21 protein-coding genes are annotated in these 21,118 nt (G+C 66.9%); 11 read left to right on the top strand and 10 right to left on the bottom strand.

Features of this window, described 5'->3' with window-relative positions; translation table 11 throughout:
* Positions 1–140 precede the first annotated feature (140 nt).
* Positions 141–452, bottom strand: coding sequence for a DUF3817 domain-containing protein (locus tag AC5YGJ_RS03225; RefSeq protein ID WP_249844988.1), 312 nt, complete (start codon positions 450–452; stop codon positions 141–143).
* A gap of 157 nt (positions 453–609) precedes the next feature.
* Positions 610–1,545 carry a TIGR03571 family LLM class oxidoreductase gene (locus AC5YGJ_RS03220; protein ID WP_496185689.1) on the bottom strand — a complete coding sequence of 312 codons (936 nt, stop codon included), beginning with the start codon at positions 1,543–1,545 and terminating at the stop codon, positions 610–612.
* 66 nt (positions 1,546–1,611) lie between these two features.
* Between AC5YGJ_RS03220 and AC5YGJ_RS03215 the strand changes: the two genes are divergently transcribed.
* Positions 1,612–2,064, top strand: a complete 453-nt coding sequence (locus AC5YGJ_RS03215) for a GNAT family N-acetyltransferase (RefSeq protein WP_496185688.1) — start codon at positions 1,612–1,614, stop codon at positions 2,062–2,064.
* Positions 2,065–2,073: 9 nt separating this feature from the next.
* Here the strand turns inward: AC5YGJ_RS03215 and AC5YGJ_RS03210 are convergent, their stop codons facing one another.
* The gene (locus tag AC5YGJ_RS03210) at positions 2,074–2,835 is read right to left on the bottom strand and encodes an SDR family NAD(P)-dependent oxidoreductase (protein ID WP_496185687.1); all 762 of its coding nucleotides are present in this window, start codon (positions 2,833–2,835) and stop codon (positions 2,074–2,076) included.
* 38 nt (positions 2,836–2,873) lie between these two features.
* On the opposite strand from AC5YGJ_RS03210, the gene AC5YGJ_RS03205 reads away from it, so the two are divergent.
* From AC5YGJ_RS03205 to AC5YGJ_RS03185, 5 genes are all read left to right on the top strand, one after another.
* The gene (locus tag AC5YGJ_RS03205) at positions 2,874–3,848 is read left to right on the top strand and encodes a LysR family transcriptional regulator (RefSeq protein ID WP_496185686.1); all 975 of its coding nucleotides are present in this window, start codon (positions 2,874–2,876) and stop codon (positions 3,846–3,848) included.
* A gap of 101 nt (positions 3,849–3,949) precedes the next feature.
* Entirely contained in the window at positions 3,950–5,473 is a 1,524-nt protein-coding gene (locus AC5YGJ_RS03200) for a thioredoxin family protein (RefSeq protein ID WP_496185685.1), read from the top strand.
* A 167-nt stretch (positions 5,474–5,640) separates the two neighbouring features.
* Complete coding sequence (locus AC5YGJ_RS03195) at positions 5,641–6,270, top strand: superoxide dismutase (protein ID WP_496185684.1); 630 nt, start codon at positions 5,641–5,643, stop codon at positions 6,268–6,270.
* Entirely contained in the window at positions 6,267–6,845 is a 579-nt protein-coding gene (locus AC5YGJ_RS03190; protein WP_496185683.1) for a flavin reductase family protein, read from the top strand. Before AC5YGJ_RS03195 ends, AC5YGJ_RS03190 begins: the two co-directional genes overlap by 4 nt.
* Complete coding sequence (locus AC5YGJ_RS03185; protein ID WP_249843794.1) at positions 6,842–7,177, top strand: tetratricopeptide repeat protein; 336 nt, start codon at positions 6,842–6,844, stop codon at positions 7,175–7,177. Before AC5YGJ_RS03190 ends, AC5YGJ_RS03185 begins: the two co-directional genes overlap by 4 nt.
* A 5-nt stretch (positions 7,178–7,182) precedes the next feature.
* On the opposite strand, the gene AC5YGJ_RS03180 is transcribed toward AC5YGJ_RS03185, so the two are convergent.
* Together AC5YGJ_RS03180 and AC5YGJ_RS03175 are read right to left on the bottom strand one after the other, a co-directional pair.
* A complete protein-coding gene (locus AC5YGJ_RS03180; protein WP_309333853.1) occupies positions 7,183–8,331 on the bottom strand; it encodes a fatty acid desaturase family protein in 1,149 nt (382 codons plus the stop codon).
* An 11-nt stretch (positions 8,332–8,342) separates the two neighbouring features.
* Positions 8,343–9,413, bottom strand: a complete 1,071-nt coding sequence (locus AC5YGJ_RS03175; protein ID WP_309333851.1) for a ferredoxin reductase — start codon at positions 9,411–9,413, stop codon at positions 8,343–8,345.
* A 92-nt stretch (positions 9,414–9,505) separates the two neighbouring features.
* On the opposite strand from AC5YGJ_RS03175, the gene fabR reads away from it, so the two are divergent.
* From fabR to AC5YGJ_RS03160, 3 genes are all read left to right on the top strand, one after another.
* Positions 9,506–10,162 (top strand): HTH-type transcriptional repressor FabR, encoded by a 657-nt coding sequence (fabR, locus tag AC5YGJ_RS03170; protein ID WP_249843791.1) that lies wholly within the window; start codon positions 9,506–9,508, stop codon positions 10,160–10,162.
* A 272-nt stretch (positions 10,163–10,434) separates the two neighbouring features.
* Positions 10,435–12,591 carry a TonB-dependent receptor plug domain-containing protein gene (locus AC5YGJ_RS03165; protein WP_496185682.1) on the top strand — a complete coding sequence of 719 codons (2,157 nt, stop codon included), beginning with the start codon at positions 10,435–10,437 and terminating at the stop codon, positions 12,589–12,591.
* Complete coding sequence (locus AC5YGJ_RS03160; protein WP_496185681.1) at positions 12,581–13,141, top strand: thioredoxin-like domain-containing protein; 561 nt, start codon at positions 12,581–12,583, stop codon at positions 13,139–13,141. The genes AC5YGJ_RS03165 and AC5YGJ_RS03160 overlap by 11 nt, the downstream gene beginning before the upstream one ends.
* Before the next feature lie 69 nt (positions 13,142–13,210).
* Here AC5YGJ_RS03160 and mntR read toward each other — a convergent pair whose 3' ends face one another.
* Entirely contained in the window at positions 13,211–13,681 is a 471-nt protein-coding gene (mntR, locus tag AC5YGJ_RS03155; protein WP_249843788.1) for a manganese-binding transcriptional regulator MntR, read from the bottom strand.
* 117 nt (positions 13,682–13,798) lie between these two features.
* Here mntR and AC5YGJ_RS03150 point away from each other — a divergent pair, with 117 nt between their 5' ends.
* Complete coding sequence (locus AC5YGJ_RS03150; RefSeq protein ID WP_249843787.1) at positions 13,799–15,130, top strand: Nramp family divalent metal transporter; 1,332 nt, start codon at positions 13,799–13,801, stop codon at positions 15,128–15,130.
* Between the two features lie 132 nt (positions 15,131–15,262).
* On the opposite strand, the gene AC5YGJ_RS03145 is transcribed toward AC5YGJ_RS03150, so the two are convergent.
* From AC5YGJ_RS03145 to AC5YGJ_RS03130, 4 genes are all read right to left on the bottom strand, one after another.
* On the bottom strand, positions 15,263–15,589 hold the full coding sequence (locus tag AC5YGJ_RS03145; RefSeq protein WP_107230785.1) for a thioredoxin family protein: 327 nt from the start codon (positions 15,587–15,589) through the stop codon (positions 15,263–15,265).
* Positions 15,561–16,040 carry a flavodoxin gene (locus AC5YGJ_RS03140; RefSeq protein ID WP_496185939.1) on the bottom strand — a complete coding sequence of 160 codons (480 nt, stop codon included), beginning with the start codon at positions 16,038–16,040 and terminating at the stop codon, positions 15,561–15,563. Before AC5YGJ_RS03140 ends, AC5YGJ_RS03145 begins: the two co-directional genes overlap by 29 nt.
* 13 nt (positions 16,041–16,053) lie before the next feature.
* On the bottom strand, positions 16,054–17,094 hold the full coding sequence (locus AC5YGJ_RS03135) for a ribonucleotide-diphosphate reductase subunit beta (RefSeq protein ID WP_107230786.1): 1,041 nt from the start codon (positions 17,092–17,094) through the stop codon (positions 16,054–16,056).
* 61 nt (positions 17,095–17,155) lie between these two features.
* Positions 17,156–19,519 (bottom strand): ribonucleoside-diphosphate reductase subunit alpha, encoded by a 2,364-nt coding sequence (locus AC5YGJ_RS03130; protein ID WP_496185680.1) that lies wholly within the window; start codon positions 19,517–19,519, stop codon positions 17,156–17,158.
* A gap of 434 nt (positions 19,520–19,953) precedes the next feature.
* Here AC5YGJ_RS03130 and AC5YGJ_RS03125 point away from each other — a divergent pair, with 434 nt between their 5' ends.
* The gene (locus AC5YGJ_RS03125) at positions 19,954–20,931 is read left to right on the top strand and encodes a zinc-binding dehydrogenase (protein WP_496185679.1); all 978 of its coding nucleotides are present in this window, start codon (positions 19,954–19,956) and stop codon (positions 20,929–20,931) included.
* Positions 20,932–21,118: the final 187 nt, after the last annotated feature.

Genomic DNA, 21,118 nt, shown 5'->3' with positions numbered 1-21,118 from the left:
TAACAGGGAAGGATCACCGGACACGCTGCTGCGCCCGGCCCGGCATCCGTTCCGTTCGGGACCGGACGCCACCCTCAAATGATAACGGCTCGTATTTGCATTTGATACCCATTCTCTTGAATGGGCATGCAACAGCGGGTTCAGCGCGTTGCACGCAGACCCAGCAGGCCGCGGCGCTTGAACCACCACTCCAGCGGCAACGTCACCAACGGCGGAACCGCTGCCAGCAGCGCCAGCGCACTTGCCCACCACGGCCAGCGCAGGCGTACTGCGGCAAACAGGGTGACCGCCACGTACACCAGGAAGGCCACGCCGTGCAGCGGGCCGAACAGCTTCACCAGCGCCACGTTGGCCATCGGCCCGTACTTCATCCACATGCCGATCAGCAGGCCGGCCCAAGTGATGGCCTCGATGAAGGCGACCGCGGCAAACAGCCGCCCGCTCGGGTGCATGGGGGGTGATGGGGTCACGCAGAACTCCGGAAGCGGGATATCAAATGCGAATGATACGCAGATGCAGGCTCGATGTAGAGTCGAGCCATGCTCGACTGCTTGTCCGCGAAAGAAACATCGGCCGCAACGGCAACCCCGTGTCGACCCAGGTGGACACCTACCGAAGCAGGTCCGGCAGCACGTGCTCGCCGATCTCGCGCAGCACCTGCTCCACCGGCCGCCCGTTGTCGACCAGGTTGAACATCACATGCGCCACGCCCTGCGCGTGCACGCGGTGCAGGTAGTCGCGCAGCCCATCGCGGCCGACCTTCAGCCCCAGCGGCAACGGCTCGGGCGGCGCCTGCGGGTCGGCCTGCAGATCCAGCAACATCGACTGCACGAACGGTTTGGCCGGTCCGCCCTGCTGCGCCAGCGCCTGCTGCCACAAGCCGATGCGGCCTTCCTGCGCCGCCTCTTCGCGATGGTAGGTGGCCCAGCCTTCAGCCTCGCGCGCGATCCACTGCAGGCTCTGCCGCGCGGTACCCACCACCAGCATCGGAATGCGCGTGGTGGGCGCTGGCAATACATCGAAACCACCGGTGGCCTGCCGAACCGAAGCCCGTTCCTCCGCATCGACGGACAGCGCGGCGCGCAGCAGTGACCAACGCTCACGGAACGTCGCCCCCCTGCCCTCCAGGTCTTCGCCGAACGCCGCGAACTCTTCCGGGCGATCGCCCGAGCCCAGCCCCAGCACGAAGCGCCCGTCGCTGATCCGCTCCAGGCTCAACGCTGACTTCGCCACCTGCAACGGCTGCCGCAGCGGCAGCACGATGGCTGCGCTGCCCACCGCGATACGCTCGGTGGCCGCCGCCAGCATGCCCAGCCACAGGAACGGATCGTCCAGCGCGCTCGCGGTCGCGTCGGGCCCCTGCGGCACCATCAGCGGCACGTCGCGCGTCCACAGCGCGGCAAAGCCGAGGTCATCGGCCAACCGCGCAATGCGTCGTGCCACATGCGGATCGGCCAAGCCCTGCGCCGCCACCGGCGTCATCAGACCCAGGCTCAGGCCCTGCCGCGGAAACACCAACGCGTGTGCCGCATTGAATTCACTCATGGCGACAGCTTAGCGTGCAGGGCTGCGGCGGCGATGACGCGCCGCCCACCACAGGAAGAACACTGCATGCCGAGGATCCGCCCCGCCCACGTCGATGATCTGCCCGCGATCAGCGAGGTATGCCTGGCCGCCTTCACCACCGCCGTCGCGCCTTCCCTCAGCGAGGTCGGCATCGCGACCTTCGGCAGCGTCGCGACCGCCGATGCATTCGCTGCGCGCCTGTACGGCGACAACCACATCCTGGTGGCCGAGCACGAAAACCGCATCGTCGGCGTGGTCGAACTGAAGGAAGGCCGGCACCTGGCCATGCTGTTCGTCGATCCCGCCTGCCAGGGCCAGGGCATCGGCCACGCGCTGTTCGAGGCGATACTGCCGCAGGTGCGCGAACCGGTACTGACGGTTCGCGCCTCGCTCAACGCGGTGCCAACCTACCAGCGCTACGGCTTCGTGCTGGACGGCGACGTCGGCGAGTTCAACGGGCTGGTGTACCAGCCCCTCCGCTACGCCGCGCCCCGGTAACGGCGGCGATCAGACAAACATGCCACCGGAGGCTTCCACACGCTGGCCGTTGACCCAGCCGGTAGCCGGCGACAACAGCGCCACCACCACCGGACCGATGTCATCGGGCCGGCCGGCACGACCCAGCGCGGTGATCGACGACACCATCGCATTGACCTGCGCATCGTCGCGCACCCGGCCACCGCCGAAGTCGGTCTCGATGGCACCCGGTGCCAGCGTGTTGGCGCTGATGCCACGCGCGCCCAGCTCCTTGGCCAGGTAGCGGCTGAACACCTCGATGCCGCCCTTCATCATGGCGTAGGCCGAGCTGCCCGGCAGCGAAAAGCGCGCCAGCCCGCTGGATACGTTGAGGATGCGGCCGCCATCGGCGATCAACGGCAACAGCGCCTGGGTCAGGAAGTACGGCCCCTTCAGGTGCACCGCCACGGCATGGTCGAACTGGGCCTCGGTGGTGTCGGCGATGGGCGCGTACAGGCCCTCGCCGGCATTGTTCATCAGCCCCTGCAGCGTATCGGCTCCCCACGCCTGCAGTGCGTCACGCAGGCGAACGGCGAAGTCGGGAAACACTGCGCTGTCGGCCACGTCCAGCGGCAGCGCCTGCGCGCGACGGCCCAGTGCCTGCACCTGCTGGACCACCTCGGCCGCCGCCTCGGCCTGGGCGCGGTAGGTGATCACGATATCGGCGCCGTCGGCGGCCAGCGCGAGGGCGGCGTTGCGGCCCAGGCCGCGGCTGCCGCCGGTAATGAGGACAACACGGGAGGAAGACGTCATGGCCAGGCACCGGGTAAGGAGAAGGTGCGTCCAGACTATTGGGATTGCCGTCGCGCATAAATCGCGCGATCCTGATTTTACTGTTCAACCCAGGTGAACAATTGATGGACCGCCTCGACACCCTGCGCGTGTTCCTGCGCGTTACCGAGCTGGGCTCGTTCACCCGCGCCGCAGACAGCCTCGGCCTGCCCAAGGCCAGCGTGTCGCAGGCCATCGCCCGACTGGAAACCGACCTGGGTACCCAGCTGCTGCACCGGACCACCCGCCGCGTCCACCTCACCGCCGACGGCGCGCAGTTGCAGCAGCGCGCGCACGATCTGCTGGACGACATGGAGGAACTGCAGCATCTGTTCCGGCGTCAGCCCAGCGAACTGAGTGGGCGCCTGCGGGTGGACATGCCCGGCGGCATGGCCCGCAACGTGGTGATCCCGCAGCTGCCAGCCTTTCTGGCGCTGCATCCGGGCCTGGAAGTGGAACTGAGCGCCACCGACCGGCGTGTGGATGTGGTACGCGAAGGCTTCGACTGCGTGCTGCGCGTGGGCCATCTGGACGACAGCAGCCTGGTGGCCCGTCCGCTCGGGCAGATGCGCATCGTCAACGCAGCCAGCCCCGGCTACCTGACTGCACACGGCGTACCGCAGGTGCTGGCCGATCTGGACCAGCACCACCTGGTGCATTATGTCGGCACCCTCGGCCAGCGCTCGCCGGGTTTTGAGTACTTCGACGGCCAGCGTTACCAGAGCTGGCCGATGCGCGGCGCGCTGACCGTCAACAGCGCCGATGGCTACAGCGCCGCTGCGCTGGCCGGGCTGGGCATCATCCAGGTACCGGAACTGGGCGCCCGCGATGCACTGCGCACTGGACGCCTGGTGGAAGTGCTGCCCGACTGCGTGGCCGAGCCGATGCCGGTCCATCTGGTCTATGCGCAGCGCCGCCACCTGCCCCGCCGTGTCGAAGCCTTCATGACCTGGATGGCCGGCGTGCTGGCCGCGGAGCTGCAACGCCCGGGTTGAGCGCAGGGCGCATATGCCCTGCTCCTTGCAGCTCATGATCAAACTGAATCAATGCAGCCGATCACCCTTCCTACAATGCCGGCCTACCCTGCCTCTTCGAGATGCTGCCGATGCGCGCCGCCTTTCCCCTGTTGTTGCTGGCCACGGCGCTGAGCGCCTGCTCCCCGGCGCAGGCGCCCATTGCCGCGGTGCAGGCCTCCGAGCCGGCAGCGGCCAACGCCATCGCCTGGCGCCAGGGCGATGTCGACGATGCCTTCGCCGAGGCCGCCGACAGCGGCAAGCCGGTGCTGCTGTACTGGGGCGCAGTCTGGTGCCCGCCCTGCAACCAGCTCAAGGCCGGCCTGTTCAAGGACCCGGCGTTCATCGCGCTGACCGGCAAGTTCGTACCCGTCTATCTGGACGGTGACGAGGAAGGTGCACAGGCCTGGGGCGAGCGCTTCGGCGTGCGCGGCTATCCGACCCTGATCGTGCTGGACCCCAAGCGCAACGAGATCACCCGCGTGGCCGGTGGCAACGACGCGGCCGAGCTGACCCGCGCACTGACCCTGGCCGCAAGCCGCCGCAGCGCGGTGGCCTCCACGCTGGCCACGGCACTGGCCACGCCGGACAGGTTGGCCGCCGAGGACTGGCAGGTGCTGGGCGACTATGGTTGGGAAGTGGACGCCAACCGCCTGGCCGGCGAGCGCGGCAGCGCCGACGTGCTGCGGCAGCTGTCCAGGGTGGCACCGGATGCAGCGCTGCAACGTCGTTTCGCACTGCTGGCGCTGGCGACTTCGGAAAAGCCAAGCACCGCCCCCACCCAGGTGCGCGAACTGCTGCAGGCGGTCCTGGCGCAGCCAACCGAGGTCCGTCGCAATCGCGAACTGCTCGGCTATGCCGGCGCGCAGCTGGTCAAGCAGGCCAGTGCCGGCCCTGCCACCAGCAACACATTGGGCCAGCAACTGCTGGTGGCGCTGGAACGTGCCGACACCGAGCGCGGTGACCGCGCCGACGATGCGCTGTCGCGCGTGCTGACAGAAGTGTCACTGGCGCGCCAGGCGCAACCCAAGGGCGCGTTGCCGGCCGCGTTGGTCGAACGCGTGCAGCAGCGCGTGGCTGCCGCCGATGCCGCCGCCAGCGATGCGCATGCGCGGCAGGCCACGATCAGCAGCGCGGTCTACGCCCTGCGCCAGGTCGGCGACGATGCCGGCGCCGAGGCACTGCTGCTGGCCGAGCTCAAGCGTAGCGAGCAGCCGTACTACTACATGCCCGAACTGGCCGAACTGGCCGAGCAACGCGGCGACAACGCCGCCGCACTGGAATGGCTGAAGCGTGCGTACGACAGCGCGCAAGGGCCGGCCACCCGCGTGCAGTGGGGCGTGCTGTACGTCGAAGGCCTGCTGAAGCTTGCACCGAACGATGCACCGCGTATCGAACAGGCCACCACCGCGCTGATCGCCGAACTGGACGCCCAGCCGTCGGGCTACCACCAGCGCACGCGGCAGCGTTTCGAGCGACTGGCCGGCCAGCTGAAGACCTGGAGCAGCAAGCACCAGGGCGCGCAGACGCTGGCCCGGCTGCAGCAGCGGATGCAGCAGGCCTGCGGCGAGCAGGCCGATGGCGCGTGCAGGGAATGGCTGAGCTGATTGCGGTAGTGCCGGCCGCTGGCCGGCATCCCGATGTTGCCTGATTGCCGGCAAGTGGCCGGCACTACCGCGCCTCCACGCGGCGCTTGACCTCAACCAATGTTGAGGTGCGATAACGATCTCCGCACCGGCCAGCCCCCCTGGCCTTCCCCACGGAGATCGCTTCAATGTCGTACTCGCTTCCCCCGCTCCCCTACGCCTACGATGCCCTTGAGCCGCATTTCGATGCGCGCACGATGGAGATCCATCACAGCAAGCACCACCAGACCTACGTCAACAACCTCAACGCCGCCATCGAGCAGGCCGGCCTCGCCGAACAACCGGTGGAAACGCTGATCGCCCACCTCGATGCTGTGCCCGAGGCTCAGCGCGGCGCCGTCCGCAACAATGGCGGCGGCCATGCCAACCACAGCCTGTTCTGGACCGTGCTCAGCGCCGACGGCAGCAGTCCGGACAACGAACTGAGCGCTGCGATCGAGCGCGATCTCGGTGGTTTCGATGCCTTCAAGGAGACCTTCAGCAAGGCCGCGCAGACCCGCTTCGGCAGTGGCTGGGCGTGGCTGACCACGGATCGCGACGGCCACCTGCAGGTCGAAAGCAGCGCCAACCAGGACAGTCCGTTGATGGGCGCTGCCGTTGGACTGTCCGGCAACACCCCGATCCTGGCGCTGGATGTGTGGGAGCACGCCTACTACCTGCACTACCAGAACCGTCGCCCCGACTACATCGGCGCGTTCTTCAACCTCATCCACTGGGCCGAGGTCGGCCGGCGTTACCGCCAGGCCCGGGCCTCATGAGCGGCGAGACACTGCCCTACGCCGGGCCGTGGGCGGGGGTGTTCCCCGCCCCGGCCCCGGTGCCGTCGGTCGAGATGCCGCCGCGCGCCCTGCGTCGGCTGCTCGGCCATTTCCCCACTGGCGTGGCCATCGTCTGTACGCGCGATGCGCAAGGCAAGCCGGTGGGCCTGACCATCAATTCGTTCGTGCCGGTCTCACTGCAGCCGCCGCTGGTGCTGTGGAACCTGGCACTGCACGCGCAGAGCCTGCCCACCTTCCAGCGCGCCACCCGCTTTGCGATCAGCGTGCTCGCGGCGGGCCAGGAAGCGTTGGCCCGCCGCTTTGCCGATCCACAGGCGCGCGATCGCTTTGCCGGCCTGGCACTGCTGGAGGACGCCGACGACGCACCGCCGCGCATCGCCGGTGCGGTCACCCATCTCACCTGTACCCGCCATGCGATGTGGCCGGTCGGCGATCACCTGCTGCTGGCCGGGCGCATCATCGAAGTCAACGAGAACGGCGGCGCACCACTGCTGTTCCATCGCGGCCGGTTCCAGCCAGGACCGGCCGAACTGCTGGTGGAGGTGCGGCCATGAACATCGAAGCACTGGAATGCATGCTCGCCACCGGCAAGGACGGCGCACTGCTGCGCTTCGGGTTGGGCAAGGGTTGGCTGGATGCGGGAAACCCGGTGCGCGCGGCGACCCATCTGGGCCGCTGCGTGGTGCTCGACCCGCAGTATTCGGCCGCGTGGAAACTACTGGGCAAGGCCTGGCTGGCCAGTGGCCAGCCGCAGGCGGCGCGCGAGGCGTGGCAGCGCGGGCTGAGTGTGGCCGGCAGCAAGGGCGACCAGCAGGCACGCAAGGAAATGCAGGTGTTCCTGCGTCGCCTGGACCGCGAACAGGCGGCCCTGGCGAAGACGGGCTGAATCGATCAGCCTGCGTTGGCCGATGCCGGGGCGGACATGATGTCCGCCATCGGCAGGCGGCGCGGCTTGCTCGGGAACGCGTGGCGCAGGATGCGCCAGACCACCTGGCCGAACTGGCGCGGCAGCGAGCCGTTGTTGTAGTGCTGGCCGTAGCGGCGGCAGATGTCCTTCACTTCCTTGGCGATGGCCGCATAGCGGTTGGCCGGCAGGTCCGGGTAGAAGTGGTGCTCGATCTGGTGGCTGAGGTTGCCCGACAGCACGTTGATCAGGAAACCGCCGCTGATGTTGGACGAACCACGCAGCTGGCGCAGGTACCAGTGGCCACGCGATTCATTGCGCAGGCATTCCTTCGGAAAGGTTTCCGATTCGGCGGTGAAGTGGCCGCAGAAGATGATCACGTAGGTCCAGATGTTGCGCAGGCCGTTGGCCACCATGTTGCCCAGCATCACGGTGAGGAAGAACGGGCCGGCCAGCAGCGGGAAGAACACGTAGTCCTTCAGCACCTGGCGGGCCATCTTGCGCGCCACCGGGCGGGTCTGCAACCACATGGCACGGGCACTCATGCGGCCCTTCAGCCAGCGGCCCAGGCGCAGGTCCTGCGCGGCCACGCCCCACTGGAACAGCAACGCGAAGATCGGCGCGATGATCGGCTGCAGCAGGTAGAACGGCTTCCAGCGCTGTTCCGGGAAGATGCGCAGCAGGCCGTAGCCGATGTCATCGTCCATGCCGCGCACGTTGGTGTAGGTGTGGTGGCGGAAATTGTGGGTCTTGCGCCAGTTGTCGGCGGTGGCCACGATGTCCCACTCGTAGGTGTTGCCGTTGAGCTTGGGGTCGCCGGTCCAGTCGAACTGGCCGTGCATGACGTTGTGGCCCAGCTCCATGTTCTCCAGGATCTTCGACAGCGCCAGCAGCAACGTGCCGGTGATCGCGGCCGGCCACAGCAGCGGCATCCAGAACAGCGGCGAGAACGCCGCCAGGAACAACAGGCCACGGCCACCTACGCCGAACCAGCGCACAGCGGCGGCCACGCGGCGGATGTAGCGGGTATCGGAGGCGCCGAGGCTGCCGATCACACGGTCGCGGATCGCGTCGAGTTCCTCACCGAAGGCCTGCATCTCGGCAGTACTCAGGGCACGGTCGGTAGCGCGGGTCATGGCAGGCGTCCTCAGAGATCCAGGGTCAGGTCGGTGGTCGGTGCGCTCACGCAGATCCGCACCGGCTGTGCCGATTCGGACTGCAGGTCGCCGGTGCGCAGGTGGCGGGTAGCGCCACTGACGCGATCGCAGGTACAGGTGTTGCAGATGCCCATGCGGCAGCCATGCTTGGGCTTGATGCCATGCGCTTCCAGGCTTTCCAGCAGCGAGCGGCCACGCGGCACGCTCAACTGGCGGCCACTGCGGGCCAGGGTCAGCGACACTTCGCCCTGGCTGTCGGCATCATCGATCGGCGCCGGCGGGGTGAAGGCTTCGGCCTGGAAGCCGGCGACCTGCTGCGCCAGCCGCGCACGTGCAGCGGCGACGAACCCATCCGGGCCGCAGGCCAGCACGTGGCGCTGCGCCAGTGGCGTGTCATCGCCCGCGACCTGCAGATCGTGGGTATCAATGCGCGCGGCCGGCACCTCGCCGTCGCGGGTGCTCAGCAGGTGCACGCGCAGGTTCGGCTGCGCCGTGGCCAGCGCCTGCAGTTCATCACGGAACTGCAGATGGGCCGCGGTGCGCTCCCAATAGAACAGGTCCACCGGCGCCGCCAGCGGGCGCTGGCAGGCCTCACGCAGCAGGCTGCGCATCGGCGTGATGCCACTGCCGGCGGCCAGCAGCAGCACCGGGGCGGCGGCCGGCATATGGAATTCGCCAAAGGCGGCATCGAGTCGGAACAGCTCACCCGGCTGCGCGTGGTGGACCAGATGCTGGCTGACCCGGCCGCCTTCGACCGCCTTGACGGTGATCGCCAGTTCACGCCGCCCCAGCACGGTCGGGCTGTAGCTGCGCTGCCACTGGCGGCCTTCAATCTCCACGCTCAGGGTTACATGCTGGCCGGCGCGCATGCCGGCCCAGTGCCGGTTGGTGCGCAGCACCAGGGTCGCCGCGCCCTCGCCGGCCGGCTCGCGCCGGACCAGGCGGGCCATCGGTGCGCGCAGGGTCCACAACGGATTCAGCTGGCCCGCCCAGAAATCGAACAGCGACGGCGAGACCCAGCGGTATGGAGAGAACAGGGACGGACGGACGACAGCGCTCATGGGCGCACTATACGGGCGCACATACACCTGTGTATACATGTGTATATTGAACCGGATTGGGTATGATTCAGCCTCGCCGCACCGGAACCCCCATGGCCGCCGCCACCGCCCTGACGCCGAACGAAGATGCCAGCAGCCCGGCCCGCCGAACGGTGAGCCGCGAGGATCTGCTGGCCGCCGCGCTGAAGCTGATCGGGCCGCACCGCAGCCTGTCCACCCTGAGCCTTCGCGAAGTAGCACGTGAGGCCGGCATCGCGCCGAACAGCTTCTACCGGCAGTTCCGCGACATGGACGAATTGGCCGTGGCCCTGATCGACGTGGCCGGCCGCTCGCTGCGCACCATCATCGGTGAGGCCCGCCAGCGCGCCACCTCCAGTGCCACCAGCGTGGTGCGGGTGTCGGTGGAAACCTTCATGGAGCAGCTGCGCGCCGACGACAAGCTGCTGCATGTGCTGCTGCGCGAAGGCGCGGTCGGCTCGGACGACTTCAAGCACGCCGTCGAACGCGAGCTGCACTATTTCGAAGAAGAACTGCAGCACGACCTGGTGCGCCTGGCCGCGCTGGATGGCGCGGTGCTGCACAAGCCGGAACTGGTCTCGATGGCGATCACCCGCCTGGTGTTCGCGATGGGGGCCTCGGCCATGGACCAGCCCCCCGAGAAAGACCCGGAACTGGTGGAACAGATCTCCACGATGATCCGCATGATCATCGTCGGCGCCCGAAGCCCCGCCGCCTTCCGCCGCGGCTGATCGAAGCCGGATCCTCGGGGTCGCCCCCCCCTATCCGCAGGACAGGGCTCTGACCCCGTTCCCCTCCGCAGCCCCAGAACGACATGACCACCGGCACGGTTGTTGCGCTTTAATGTAATGTTATAACACCACTGCGATCTACCCGCCGGCCAGGCCCTCGCGCCGATCCCATCATGCATCCATATAGCAATTGCTATATATCAAAGCACCTGCTCTTATATGCGCCAGCCAGGCCGCCCTCGCCGCCCTCCCTCCCCAAGGACGACGCCCTCATGCCGCGTGACTCCCGCCTCCCCCGCCCCCTGCAACTGACCGCCGCCATCGCGCTCACGCTGCCGCTGCCTACCCTGGCCGCCGCACCCCAGCCAACCGAATTGGACCGCGTGCAAGTCAAGGTCAGCACCGCCACCCGCAGCGAACGCCTGCTGTCGGACGTGCCGATCCGCACCGAAGTGCTGCGCAAGGAAGACATCGCGCTGCGCGCGGCCACCGACTTCTCGCGCGCCGCCGAGCTGATCAATGGCCTGCGCGTGGAAAGCAACTGCCAGAACTGCAACACCAGCGAAGTGCAGCTGCTGGGCCTGCCCGGTGCCTACAACCAGCTGTTGTTCGATGGAATCCCGCTGCTGTCCACGCTGGGCAGCGTCTATGGACTGGAGCAGATTCCGGCCGGGTTCGTGGACCGCATTGAAGTGGTCAAGGGCGGCGGCTCGGCGCTGTACGGCCCGGGTGCGGTGGCCGGCGTGATCAACCTGATCCCGCCGCTGCCGGCGCGCAGCGGTGGCCATGTGCAGGCCGGCGTGGACGTGTTGAAGGGCACGCCGCAGAAGAGTGCCGACGTGCGGCTGGACCTGGTGGCGAAGGACGCCGACGCCGGGCTGTCGGTGATCGCCCAGCGCAACTGGAACAGTGGCATCGACTACAACGGCGACGGCTACACCGAGATCACCCGCAAGAACCTCAAGGTCGGCGGGCTGCAGGCCTGGTATGCACCCACACCCGGCACGCGGCTGCGGCTGGACCTGCAGGTGACCGATGAAACCCGGCGTGGAGGCAACCGGCTGGATCAGCCGGAATACCTGGCCAACATCGCCGAATCGCTGGATACGAAATACCGCCGCGGCAGCGTGTCGTGGGACCAGGAAATCAATGCCGACGTCGACTTCCGCCTGGCCTACGCCTTCGCCGATATCGACCGCGACAGCTTCTATGGCGGCCTGGGTGATGTCGTGACCGATGCTTCGCCCGGCTATGACCCGACGCAGCTGGATCCGAACGTGGCCGGCAGCGCCGCCTCACGCTCGTGGCGGCAGTATGGTCGCACCCACAACCCGCTGCACTACATCGACAGCCAGTTGAACTGGCGACTGGGTGCGCACGCACTAGCGTTCGGCGTGCAGTACAAGCACGAGGGGCTGCGCGACGACAACCGCACCGGCGACGGGCAGCGTATTGCCGTGCTGGAGGATGCGACCTTCCACAACGTCGGCGCCTTCATCCAGGACGAGTGGAGCCTGCGCGACAACGTCGACCTGGTGCTGGGCGCACGCGTGGACAAGAGCTCGGAGCTGGACAACGCGGTGTTCTCGCCGCGCATCGCGCTGGCCTGGCAAGCGACGCCGAACCTGAAGTGGCGGGCCGGTATCGCCACCGGCTTCCGCGCACCGGAGATCTTCGTCGAGGATGTGCACGTCGATACCCTCGGCGGCGAACAGGTGCGCGTGCGCAACACCGATGGCCTGAAGGAAGAACGCGCGCTGACCACCCTGTTCGGTTTCGACTGGCGATCGGACCCGGCCAATCCGGTATGGAGCTGGGATGCTACCGCCTCCTATGCACGCATCCGCGACACCTTCGCACTGGGAGAGATCCAGCGCGGAGACGATGGCCAACTGAGCCAGCTGCGCTACAACGCTTCCGGCTCCAACGTGCTGGGTGCGGAAACCAACCTCGGCTGGCAGCCGTCGCCGCAGTGGCGCCTGACCGCCGGTGCCTCGTGGTACCGCTCGCGCTTCCGCGAACCGCAGCGCATCTTCGACGACACCGGTGACGGTGGCGACACCGTCATCGATAGCCGCGACTACCTGAAGACCCCGCGCTGGACCGGTCTGGCCCAGCTCAGCTGGATGCCGGCCGAGCCGTGGGAGACCTTCGTCGCCCTGCGCCACACCGGACCGATGTCGGTGCTGAACAACCGGCTGGGCGAGCTGCACCGCACGCGTTCGTTCCTGGTCACCGATCTTGGTGCGCGCTGGCACCGGCATCTGGGCGCGCAGGCACAACAGGAAGTGTCGGTGGCCGCAGGCGTCAAGAACGTGTTCGACCAGCGCCAGAAGGATCTGGAGGTGGGCGCGCTGCGAGACAGCGACTATGTCTACGGGCCACGTTTCGCGCGCTCGTGGTACGTCAACCTGCGCTATGCGTTCTGAACCACAGCGCAGGTTGCTGATGGCCGCTGCGCTGCTGTTGGCGGCGCCGGCCATGGGCGCGGACCTGCATGCGCAGGTCTCCGCCTCGCTGATGCGGCCCGAACAACGCTCGTTGCGACCGATGCAGTGGTCGCCACCGCCGAAGCTGGTCGCGCTCTACTTCGGTGCCGACTGGTGTGCTCCCTGCCATGCCTTCATGCCAACCCTGCGCAGTGTGCGCGATGCATTGCGCCAGGCCGGTGCCGACTCCGAGGTGGTGTACGTCAGCCTGGACGAAAGCGAGGCCACGCTGCGTCGCTACATGCACGCGCAGGACATGCCGTGGCCGGTACTGGACCCGCGCCGTGCCGCGCGCATGCCGGCGCTACAGGCCCTGGCCGGGTTGGGCCCACCAAACCTGGTGCTGATCGACGCCGACGGCAGGGTGCTGGCCAATGGCTGGCACGGGCGCCGCTACGAAGGCCTGCAACCGGTATTGAAGGAATGGACGAAACGGGCGTGCGCGCAGCAGCAGGCGCGATGCCCCAACGGCGCCATCCAACCACGGTAGCGCCGGGCCATGCCCGGCGAAAACCATGAAGACGGCGACGCGCCCGCCAGGCATGGCCCGGTGCTACCGCTACGTTGCCCCGCCCTCGGCCTTGCGCACGAACGCTTCGAACAACGCCAGCGTCTGTTCGCTCACATGGTGCTCGATGCCCTCGGCATCACGCCGGGCGGTATCCGCGTCCACGCCCAGCGCCAGCAGAAAACGCTCCACGGTCTGGTGCCGCTGTCTGCTGGCATGGGCCAGCGCCTCGCCTTCCGGGGTCAGGAACACGCCGCGGTACGGGCGCTGCACCACCCAGCCATCGCGGGCCAGCCGCCGCAGCATCTTCGCCACGGTCGGCTGGGCCACGCCCAGGCGCGTGGCGATATCGACCTGGCGGGCCTCGCCGCCGTCGGCCAGCAGGTCCGAGATCAGCTCGACATAGTCCTCCACCAGCTCCATCCGGTGCGCCTCGCGCACTTGCCGGAAGCTCTCGACCTGACGCTCGGCCTCGATCAAGGGGGTGCTTTTCAGCGATGTCGAATCGTCGGTCTTGCCCACGCCTGCGCCTGTCCTTCCGGTGTACTCCGGGGTTGAACCTGAATTCTGGACCAGTGACGCGATAAAGACGATTGTTTCACATTGCTAATGACTATAGCAGGAGCTATATTCGGATCCATGAACACCCTGGCGCCCCGCGACCCATCGGCCTCCACCCCGGCCAGTCTGGGTGCGCTCAATGCCTCCGTGGCTGTGCCCGACAAGGGCCACTGGTGGTTCCGCCTGCTGGCCTTCCTCGGCCCGGGCTACATGATCTCGGTCGGCTACATGGACCCGGGCAACTGGGCCACCGATCTGGCCGGCGGCTCGCGCTTCGGCTACCTGCTGCTGTCGGTCATCCTCATTTCCAACCTGATGGCGGTGATCCTGCAGGCGCTGTCGGCGCGGCTGGGCATCGCCACCGGCATGGACCTGGCGCAGGCCTGCCGCGCCCGCTACCCGAAGCCGGTGAATCTGGCGCTGTGGGCGCTGTGCGAGGCGGCGATCATCGCCTGCGACCTCGCAGAGGTGATCGGCACCGCGATCGCGCTGAAACTGCTGTTCGATCTGCCCCTGCTCTGGGGTGCGGTGATCACTGCGCTGGACACGCTGCTGGTGCTGCTGCTGATGAACCGTGGCTTCCGTGCACTGGAAGCCTTCGTGATCGCGTTGCTGATGGTGATCTTCGCCTGCTTCGTGGTACAGATCGCAATGGCGGCGCCGCCGGTGATGGCGGTGCTGGGCGGCTTCATTCCGCGCGCGCAGGTGGTGACCGATCCGCATGCGCTGTACATCGCAATCGGCATCATCGGTGCCACGGTGATGCCGCACAACCTGTACCTGCATTCGTCCATCGTGCAGACCCGCGCCTACCCGCGCACCGATGAAGGTCGCCGCAGCGCATTGCGCTGGGCGGTGACCGACAGCACCCTGGCGCTGACCCTGGCGCTGTTCATCAACGCCAGCATCCTGATCCTGGCGGCGGCGGTGTTCCATGCCAACGGCCGCTTCGATGTGGAAGACATCGAACAGGCGCACCAGTTGCTGGCACCGATGCTGGGCGTTGGTGCGGCGGCCACGCTGTTTGCCATCGCGCTGCTCGCCTCGGGCCTGAACTCGACCGTGACTGCCACGCTGGCGGGGCAGATCGTGATGGAGGGCTTCCTGCGCCTGCGCCTTCCGCCCTGGCTGCGCCGGCTGTTGACACGGGCGCTGGCGATCATTCCGGTGGTGGTGGTGATCGTGATGTTCGGCGACCAGGGCGCGGTGAAGCTGCTGGTGCTGAGCCAGGTGGTGCTGTCGATGCAGCTGCCATTCGCGATCATTCCACTGGTGCGGATTGTTACCGACAAGGTGACGATGGGCGCGCTGGTGGCACCGCGCTGGCTGGGCGGCATCGCCTGGGTGATCGCGCTGGTGATCGTTGCGCTGAACGTGAAGCTGCTGCTGGATACCTTCAGCGGAGCCTAGCGCGGAATGCCCGCGATGCCCCGGTAGATCCACGCCATGCGTGGATGCCTTTTCCGCACCGCGCGGAGAGCGGCCGAGCATGGTTCGGCTCTAAAGAAGCAGGAACCCGGCGCCATCGGTACACCCACCTCCCTACAGATGCAACGCGATCGCCGCTTCGATCTGCTGCGGCGACTGGAACCCAGCCAGGCGCGTGCGTTCATCGCCGTCACGGAACAGCGCCAGCGTCGGTGTCTGGCGCAGGCCCAGCTGCCGGAAGAACGCCTCGCCCAGCACTTCCAACTGCACGCGCAGCAATGTGGTGCCCTGCCCCGCCACGCTGTTGGCTACCCGATGCAGCGACATTTCCAGCATCCGGCAACCCGGGCACTGGTCCTTGTGGAAATCCACCAGCACCCGTGGATGCTCAGCCAGCACCTGCTGGAACTGCTCAGGCGTGGTGGCGTCGATGATCTGCATCGGTGTTGCTCCAGTAGTGGGCCAGAACCACGTCGGTCCAGGCGCCGATAGCTTCGGCATGACGCTCGCCATGCGGCATCTGCTCGATCTCAAGCGGCGGGTAGTCGCTGCGGAAATAGCGGATCAACCGACGCACGGCGCCGCAGTAGTACTCCTGCCCCCACTGCGTCTCGCCGGTACCGAACACCGCCAACTGCCGGGGCCGCTCGCCGCGCTCGGCGATACCGGCCACCCAGGCCTTCATCTCCGTGGGCGTACGTCCTGCGTTGTCGGTCCAGCTGCCCAGCAGCACCAGGTCGGCCTCGTCAGCCGCCAGGACAGGCATCTGGCGCAGGTCGTCGGCCTCCTGCCAATGCACGGCATGACCGGCGGCCCGGCAGCGCTCGGCAATCTGCCGGCCCAGTTCGCGGGTGTTGCCGCTCAACGAGGCCACCACCACCAGGATCCGCAGTGCCCCGCGCGGCTCAGAGATCGTCGAAGCCGTTGTCGACGTTGGTCTTCTTGTAGCTTGCATTGCGCATCTCGAAGAAATCGGTCTTGGTCTCGGTGAAGTTGTCGGCGTAGGCCTTGATCCATGGCATCACGTTGTCGGTGGTGTCGCTGTACAGGCGCTCGATGCCGAGCATGCCGGCCATCTTGTTGGCGCGGTACTTCACGTAGCGCACCATCTCGTCCACGTCGATGCCATCGATGCCGTCCAGCACTTCCGACGACCACTGGGTCTCCAGCTCGATGGCGTGCTGGAAAGCGCCGTGCACGTAATCGGTCAGCTCATGGGTCTGCAGTTCCGGGTTCTCGCCGATGATCGCGCGGATCAGCTCGCTGATGAACTTGGTGTGGGCCAGCTCGTCGCGGTTGATGAAGCTGATGATCTTGCCGGTGCCGGTCATGCGGTTCTGCCGCACCATGTTGTAGAAGTAGGCAAAACCGGAGTAGAAGTTGATACCCTCCAGGATCGACGACTGGATCAGCGACTTCAGCAGGGTCTCGGCGGTTTTCTCGCGCATGAAATCGTCATACGCCCCCATGATCGGCGCGTTGCGCTTGATGATGGTCGGGTGCGTGCGGGCGATCTCGAAGATGCGGTTCTGGTTCGGCAGATCGGTGATCGAGGCGAGCACATAGCTGTAGCTCTCGTTGTGTATCACCTCCTGCTGGCCGATGATCGCCGCATTGGCATGCGCCGCCGGGTCGGTGATGTACTCGGCCACGTTGTAGATGAAACGCGTCTGCGGCGAGTCCAGTGTGGCGAGCAGGCCGATGATCGAGTCGTAGGCATTCTTCTCACGCCCGGACAGCTCGCCGTACTGGCGCGCGTCCAGCTTCATGTCCACTTCGTCGGGGATCCAGAAGTTGGTCGACAGCTCCTTGTAGGCCCGATAGAACGACGGATACGGAATGTCGTTCCAGTTCAGGATGCCGCTGGTGCGGCCATTGATGATGCCGGTGCTGCGGTTCGGGTGGCGCGGTTCGAGGATCTTGATGCGGTCGAGCGGGGTTGCCATGGTCGTCTGCCTTCGTTCTTTTCCCACCGGGTTGCCGGCCAGCGGCCGGCACTACCATTGATCAGCTGGCGCACCATTCGCATTCGCTGATGTCGATGTCGTTGGAGCGCACGTAGTAGGTGGTCTTCAGACCCTCGCGCCACGCCGTCAGATGCAGTTCCAGCAGCGTGCTGGCGCGGATGGTGCTGGGCACGTACAGGTTGAAGCTGATCGACTGGTCGACATGACGCTGCCGCCGCGCGTTCTGGCGCACGCTGGCGAACTGGTCGACCTTGTAGGCGCCTTTCTCGTAGTACGGCCAGGTTTCCAGCGACAGGCCCGGCGCAGCCACCGGCCGCCGGAAGTCCTTCTTTTCCTCGTAGTAGAACGCGCTGTAGATCGGGTCGATCGATGCAGTGGAGCCGGCGATCTGCGCGGTGCTCATGTTCGGCGCCACCGCCAGCAGCCAGCCGTTGCGCAGGCCGTGCGTGGCAACGTCGCGGGCCAGGCTGTCCCAGGCGGCACCGCTGTAGTTGCGGTCACGGAAGTAGCGGCCATTGTGCCAGTCGCTGCCGGCGAACATCGGGTAGCTGCCCTTCTCTTTGGCCAGTTGTGCGCTGGCCTGGATGGTCAGGAAGTTGATGCGCTCATACAGGCGGTCGGCCAGCTGCTCGGCGTCCGGCGATTCCCACTGGATCGCCTGCTGCGCCAGCAGGTGATGCCAGCCGAACGTGCCCAGGCCGATGGCGCGGTACTTGCGGTTGGTGATCGTGGCCTGCGGCACCGGCAGCGCGTTGAGGTCGATCACGTTGTCGAGCATGCGCACCTGGATCGGGATCAGCCGCTCCAGTACGTCGGCCGCCAGCAGGTCATCCGGTGCGCTGATCGCACGGCCGAGATTGATCGAGGACAAGTTGCAGACCACGAAGTCACCGGCCCGGCGGGTGGTGACGATCTGGTCGCCGCTGACGATCTCCTGGATCATCCGCGTCGGGCTCATGTTCTGCAGGATCTCGGTGCACAGGTTGCTGGAATAGACCATGCCTGCGTGCTTGTTCGGATTCCTGCGGTTGACCTCGTCGCGGTAGAACAGGAACGGGTTGCCGGTCTCCAGCTGGCTGAGCATGATCCGCTTGAACAGGTCGATCGCCTTCACCGTGCGGCGGCTGATGCGCTCGTCGGCCACCAGTTCGGCATAGCGGTCGCGGAAGCTGCCCGCGCCGCGCTTCTCGTCGTAGAACTCCTGCAGGTACCAGCCCTTGGCGCACTTCACCTCATGCGGGTCGAACAGGTACCAGTCGGCGCGGCGCTCCACCGCCTCCATGAACAGGTCGGGCACGCACACCGAGGTGAACACATCGTGCGCGCGCAGGCGTTGGTCGCCGTTGTTCAGGCGTAGATCGAGGAAGGCCTCGATGTCGCGGTGCCAGATATCCAGGTACACCGCCACCGCGCCCTTGCGCTGTCCGAGCTGGTCCACCGACACCGCGGTGTTGTTGAGCTGCTTGATCCACGGCACCACGCCGCCGGAAGAATTCGGCACGCCCCGGATCGGCGCACCGCTGCTGCGCACATAGCCCAGGTAGGCACCGACACCGCCACCGTGCTTGGACACGCGCGCGATATCGGTGTTGGAGTCATAGATGCCCTGCAGGCTGTCATCCACCGTGTCGATGAAGCAGCTGGACAGCTGCCCACCCACCTTGCCAGCGTTGGCCAGGGTCGGCGTGGCCACCGTCATGTACAGGTTGGACAGCGCCCAGTACGCCTCGCCGACCAGCTGCATTCGGCGCTCGCGTGGCTTTTCATCCTGCATCAGGTACAGCGCGATGGTCAGCCAGCGCTCCTGCGGCAGTTCGTAGACCTCGCGGCTGCGATCGCTGGCCAGGTAGCGCGTGGCCAGCAGGTACAGGCCGTTGTAGGCGAACAGGCGGTCGCGCTCCGGCTCGATCATCTCGCCGGCCTGCTGCAGTTCTTCCTTGGAATAGCAGCGCAGGATGTCGTTGCTGTAGATGCCACGGTCGGCCAGGCTTTCCTGCAGGCCGACATACGAGCCGTACTTCAGGCTGACATCGTAGAAGCGGTTGCGGCTGGCGCGCTTGTACAGGCGTCGCAGGTAGATGCGTGCAGCGAACTGCTCCCACTCCGGTGCCACCAGGTCCACGCGCGACTCAGCCTCGCGGATCAGCAGATCGACCAGGTCATCGGCACTGAGGCTGGGCTTGCGCTCGACCATCGCCTGCACCACACGGCGGTAGTCGCTCACATCCAGCTGCGGAAACTCGGCATGCACGGCATCGATGCTGCGTTGCAGGCGTTCGGCGTCGAACGGCAGGCGACGATTGCCGGCCTCCTTGGTAATCCAGGTCGGCACGCGCTCGCCGCCAGCACGCAAGGCGTCGCCGGCGCCGGCCAGGTCGGCCACGCGGAAGGTACTGTCGGTCATGGTGGTGAAACTCCAGGCTCGCACGCGATGTGGCGGTCGATGCCGTGGCGGCCTTGTACGCGATACCGGCGCACGGGGCGGTCGGGGTGGGATGCCATAGCGCAGGAACACCAGGTCGTCGGCATCTGCCTGCGCCTGCGGCCGGTATCCGGGCCGTGGGGGCGATCTGGGTCCGCGCGATGGCGGCCGCGTCGACACGGCAAGCCTTCAGGGGCGGGCCGCGGGACGTTTGCTGCATGTCCGGCGGCGGCGGCTGACCGGGAGTGACGGCCACAACATAGTGGGGATATTTCGAGCCGTCAACACAAGATGCGGTAATCACCATATACCGCGACGATCAGTCGCAGGATGCCGTGTTGCACCGCCGTCGCCTTGTCGACGCCGCCTGCGTCCCCAGTTCGTTACAACCTCACTTTTCCCCTGGAACACCCCCTATGCGCGCAGCCCTGTATTCCTCCTTCGGCGATCCGGCCGATGTCCTGGCCATCGGCGAAACAGCCCTGCCTGAGCCCGGCCCGGGCGAAGTGCGCATCCGCACCGTGCTGGCCTCGATCCACAACCACGATCTGCTGACCGTGCGCGGCCTGTATGGCTACAAGCCGACGCTGCCGGCGATCGGTGGCAGTGAAGCGCTGGGCGTTGTCGATGCACTCGGCGAAGGCGTCGATGGCCTGCAGCTTGGCCAACGCGTTGCCGCCGCCTCGGTGCACGGCACCTGGGCCGAGGCGTTCATCGCACCGGCGCGGATGGTGATTCCGATGCCGGACGCGATCGCCGACGAAACCGCGGCGCAGCTGATCGCGATGCCGCTGAGTGCGCTGATGCTGCTGGAATTCCTGCATGTCGAAGCGGGGCAATGGATCGTGCAGAACACCGCCAACGGCGCGGTCGGCAAGTCGCTGGCGATGTTGGCAAAGGCGCGTGGCGTGCATGTGGCCAACCTGGTGCGCAACGCTGCGGCGGTTGCACAGTTGCAGGCGCTGGGCATCGATCATGTGTTTGACACCTCGGTGGAGGGCTGGAAGGATCGTGTGCGTGAAGCCACTGGCCAAGCACAGGCCGCAGCCGCGGTCGATTCCATCGGTGGTGAGGCCAGTGCCGATCTGGTCGAGCTGCTCGGCCTCCACGGCACCCTGGTGTCGTTCGGGGTGATGAGCGGCGAGCCGATGCGCATTCCCGCCGGCGGCCTGATCTACAAGGAAGCCACGGTGAAGGGCTTCTGGGGCAGCAAGGTCAGCCAGGCGATGGCGGTGGAGGACAAGCGCCGGTTGGTCGGCGAGCTGCTGAAGCGTGCGGCGCAAGGTGAATTGACCCTGCCGGTGGAGCAGGTTTTCGCGCTGGACGATATCGCCCAGGCAGCGAAGGCCGGTGCTGGGTCGGGGCGTAACGGCAAGGTGTTGCTGCGCCCATGACAACCGGGGTCAGGTCGCTTTCCGTTGGAAAGGGATCTGACCCCCAGGAGGAGTGCGGACCCACGGTCCGCGCCCACCGAGCCGGCTCGTTAAGAACCTGTGATGTATAACTGAATGCGCTTTCGTCATTGGAGGGCGCAGGCGCTCGCATGCGGTACTGGGGGCTCCTCCCCCGTTCGGCGCTGTC

Source organism: Stenotrophomonas sp. CS3K5 (assembly GCF_059515225.1).
The sequence above is the reverse complement of the archived record's forward strand: the minus strand, read 5'-3'. Positions and strand labels throughout refer to the sequence as shown.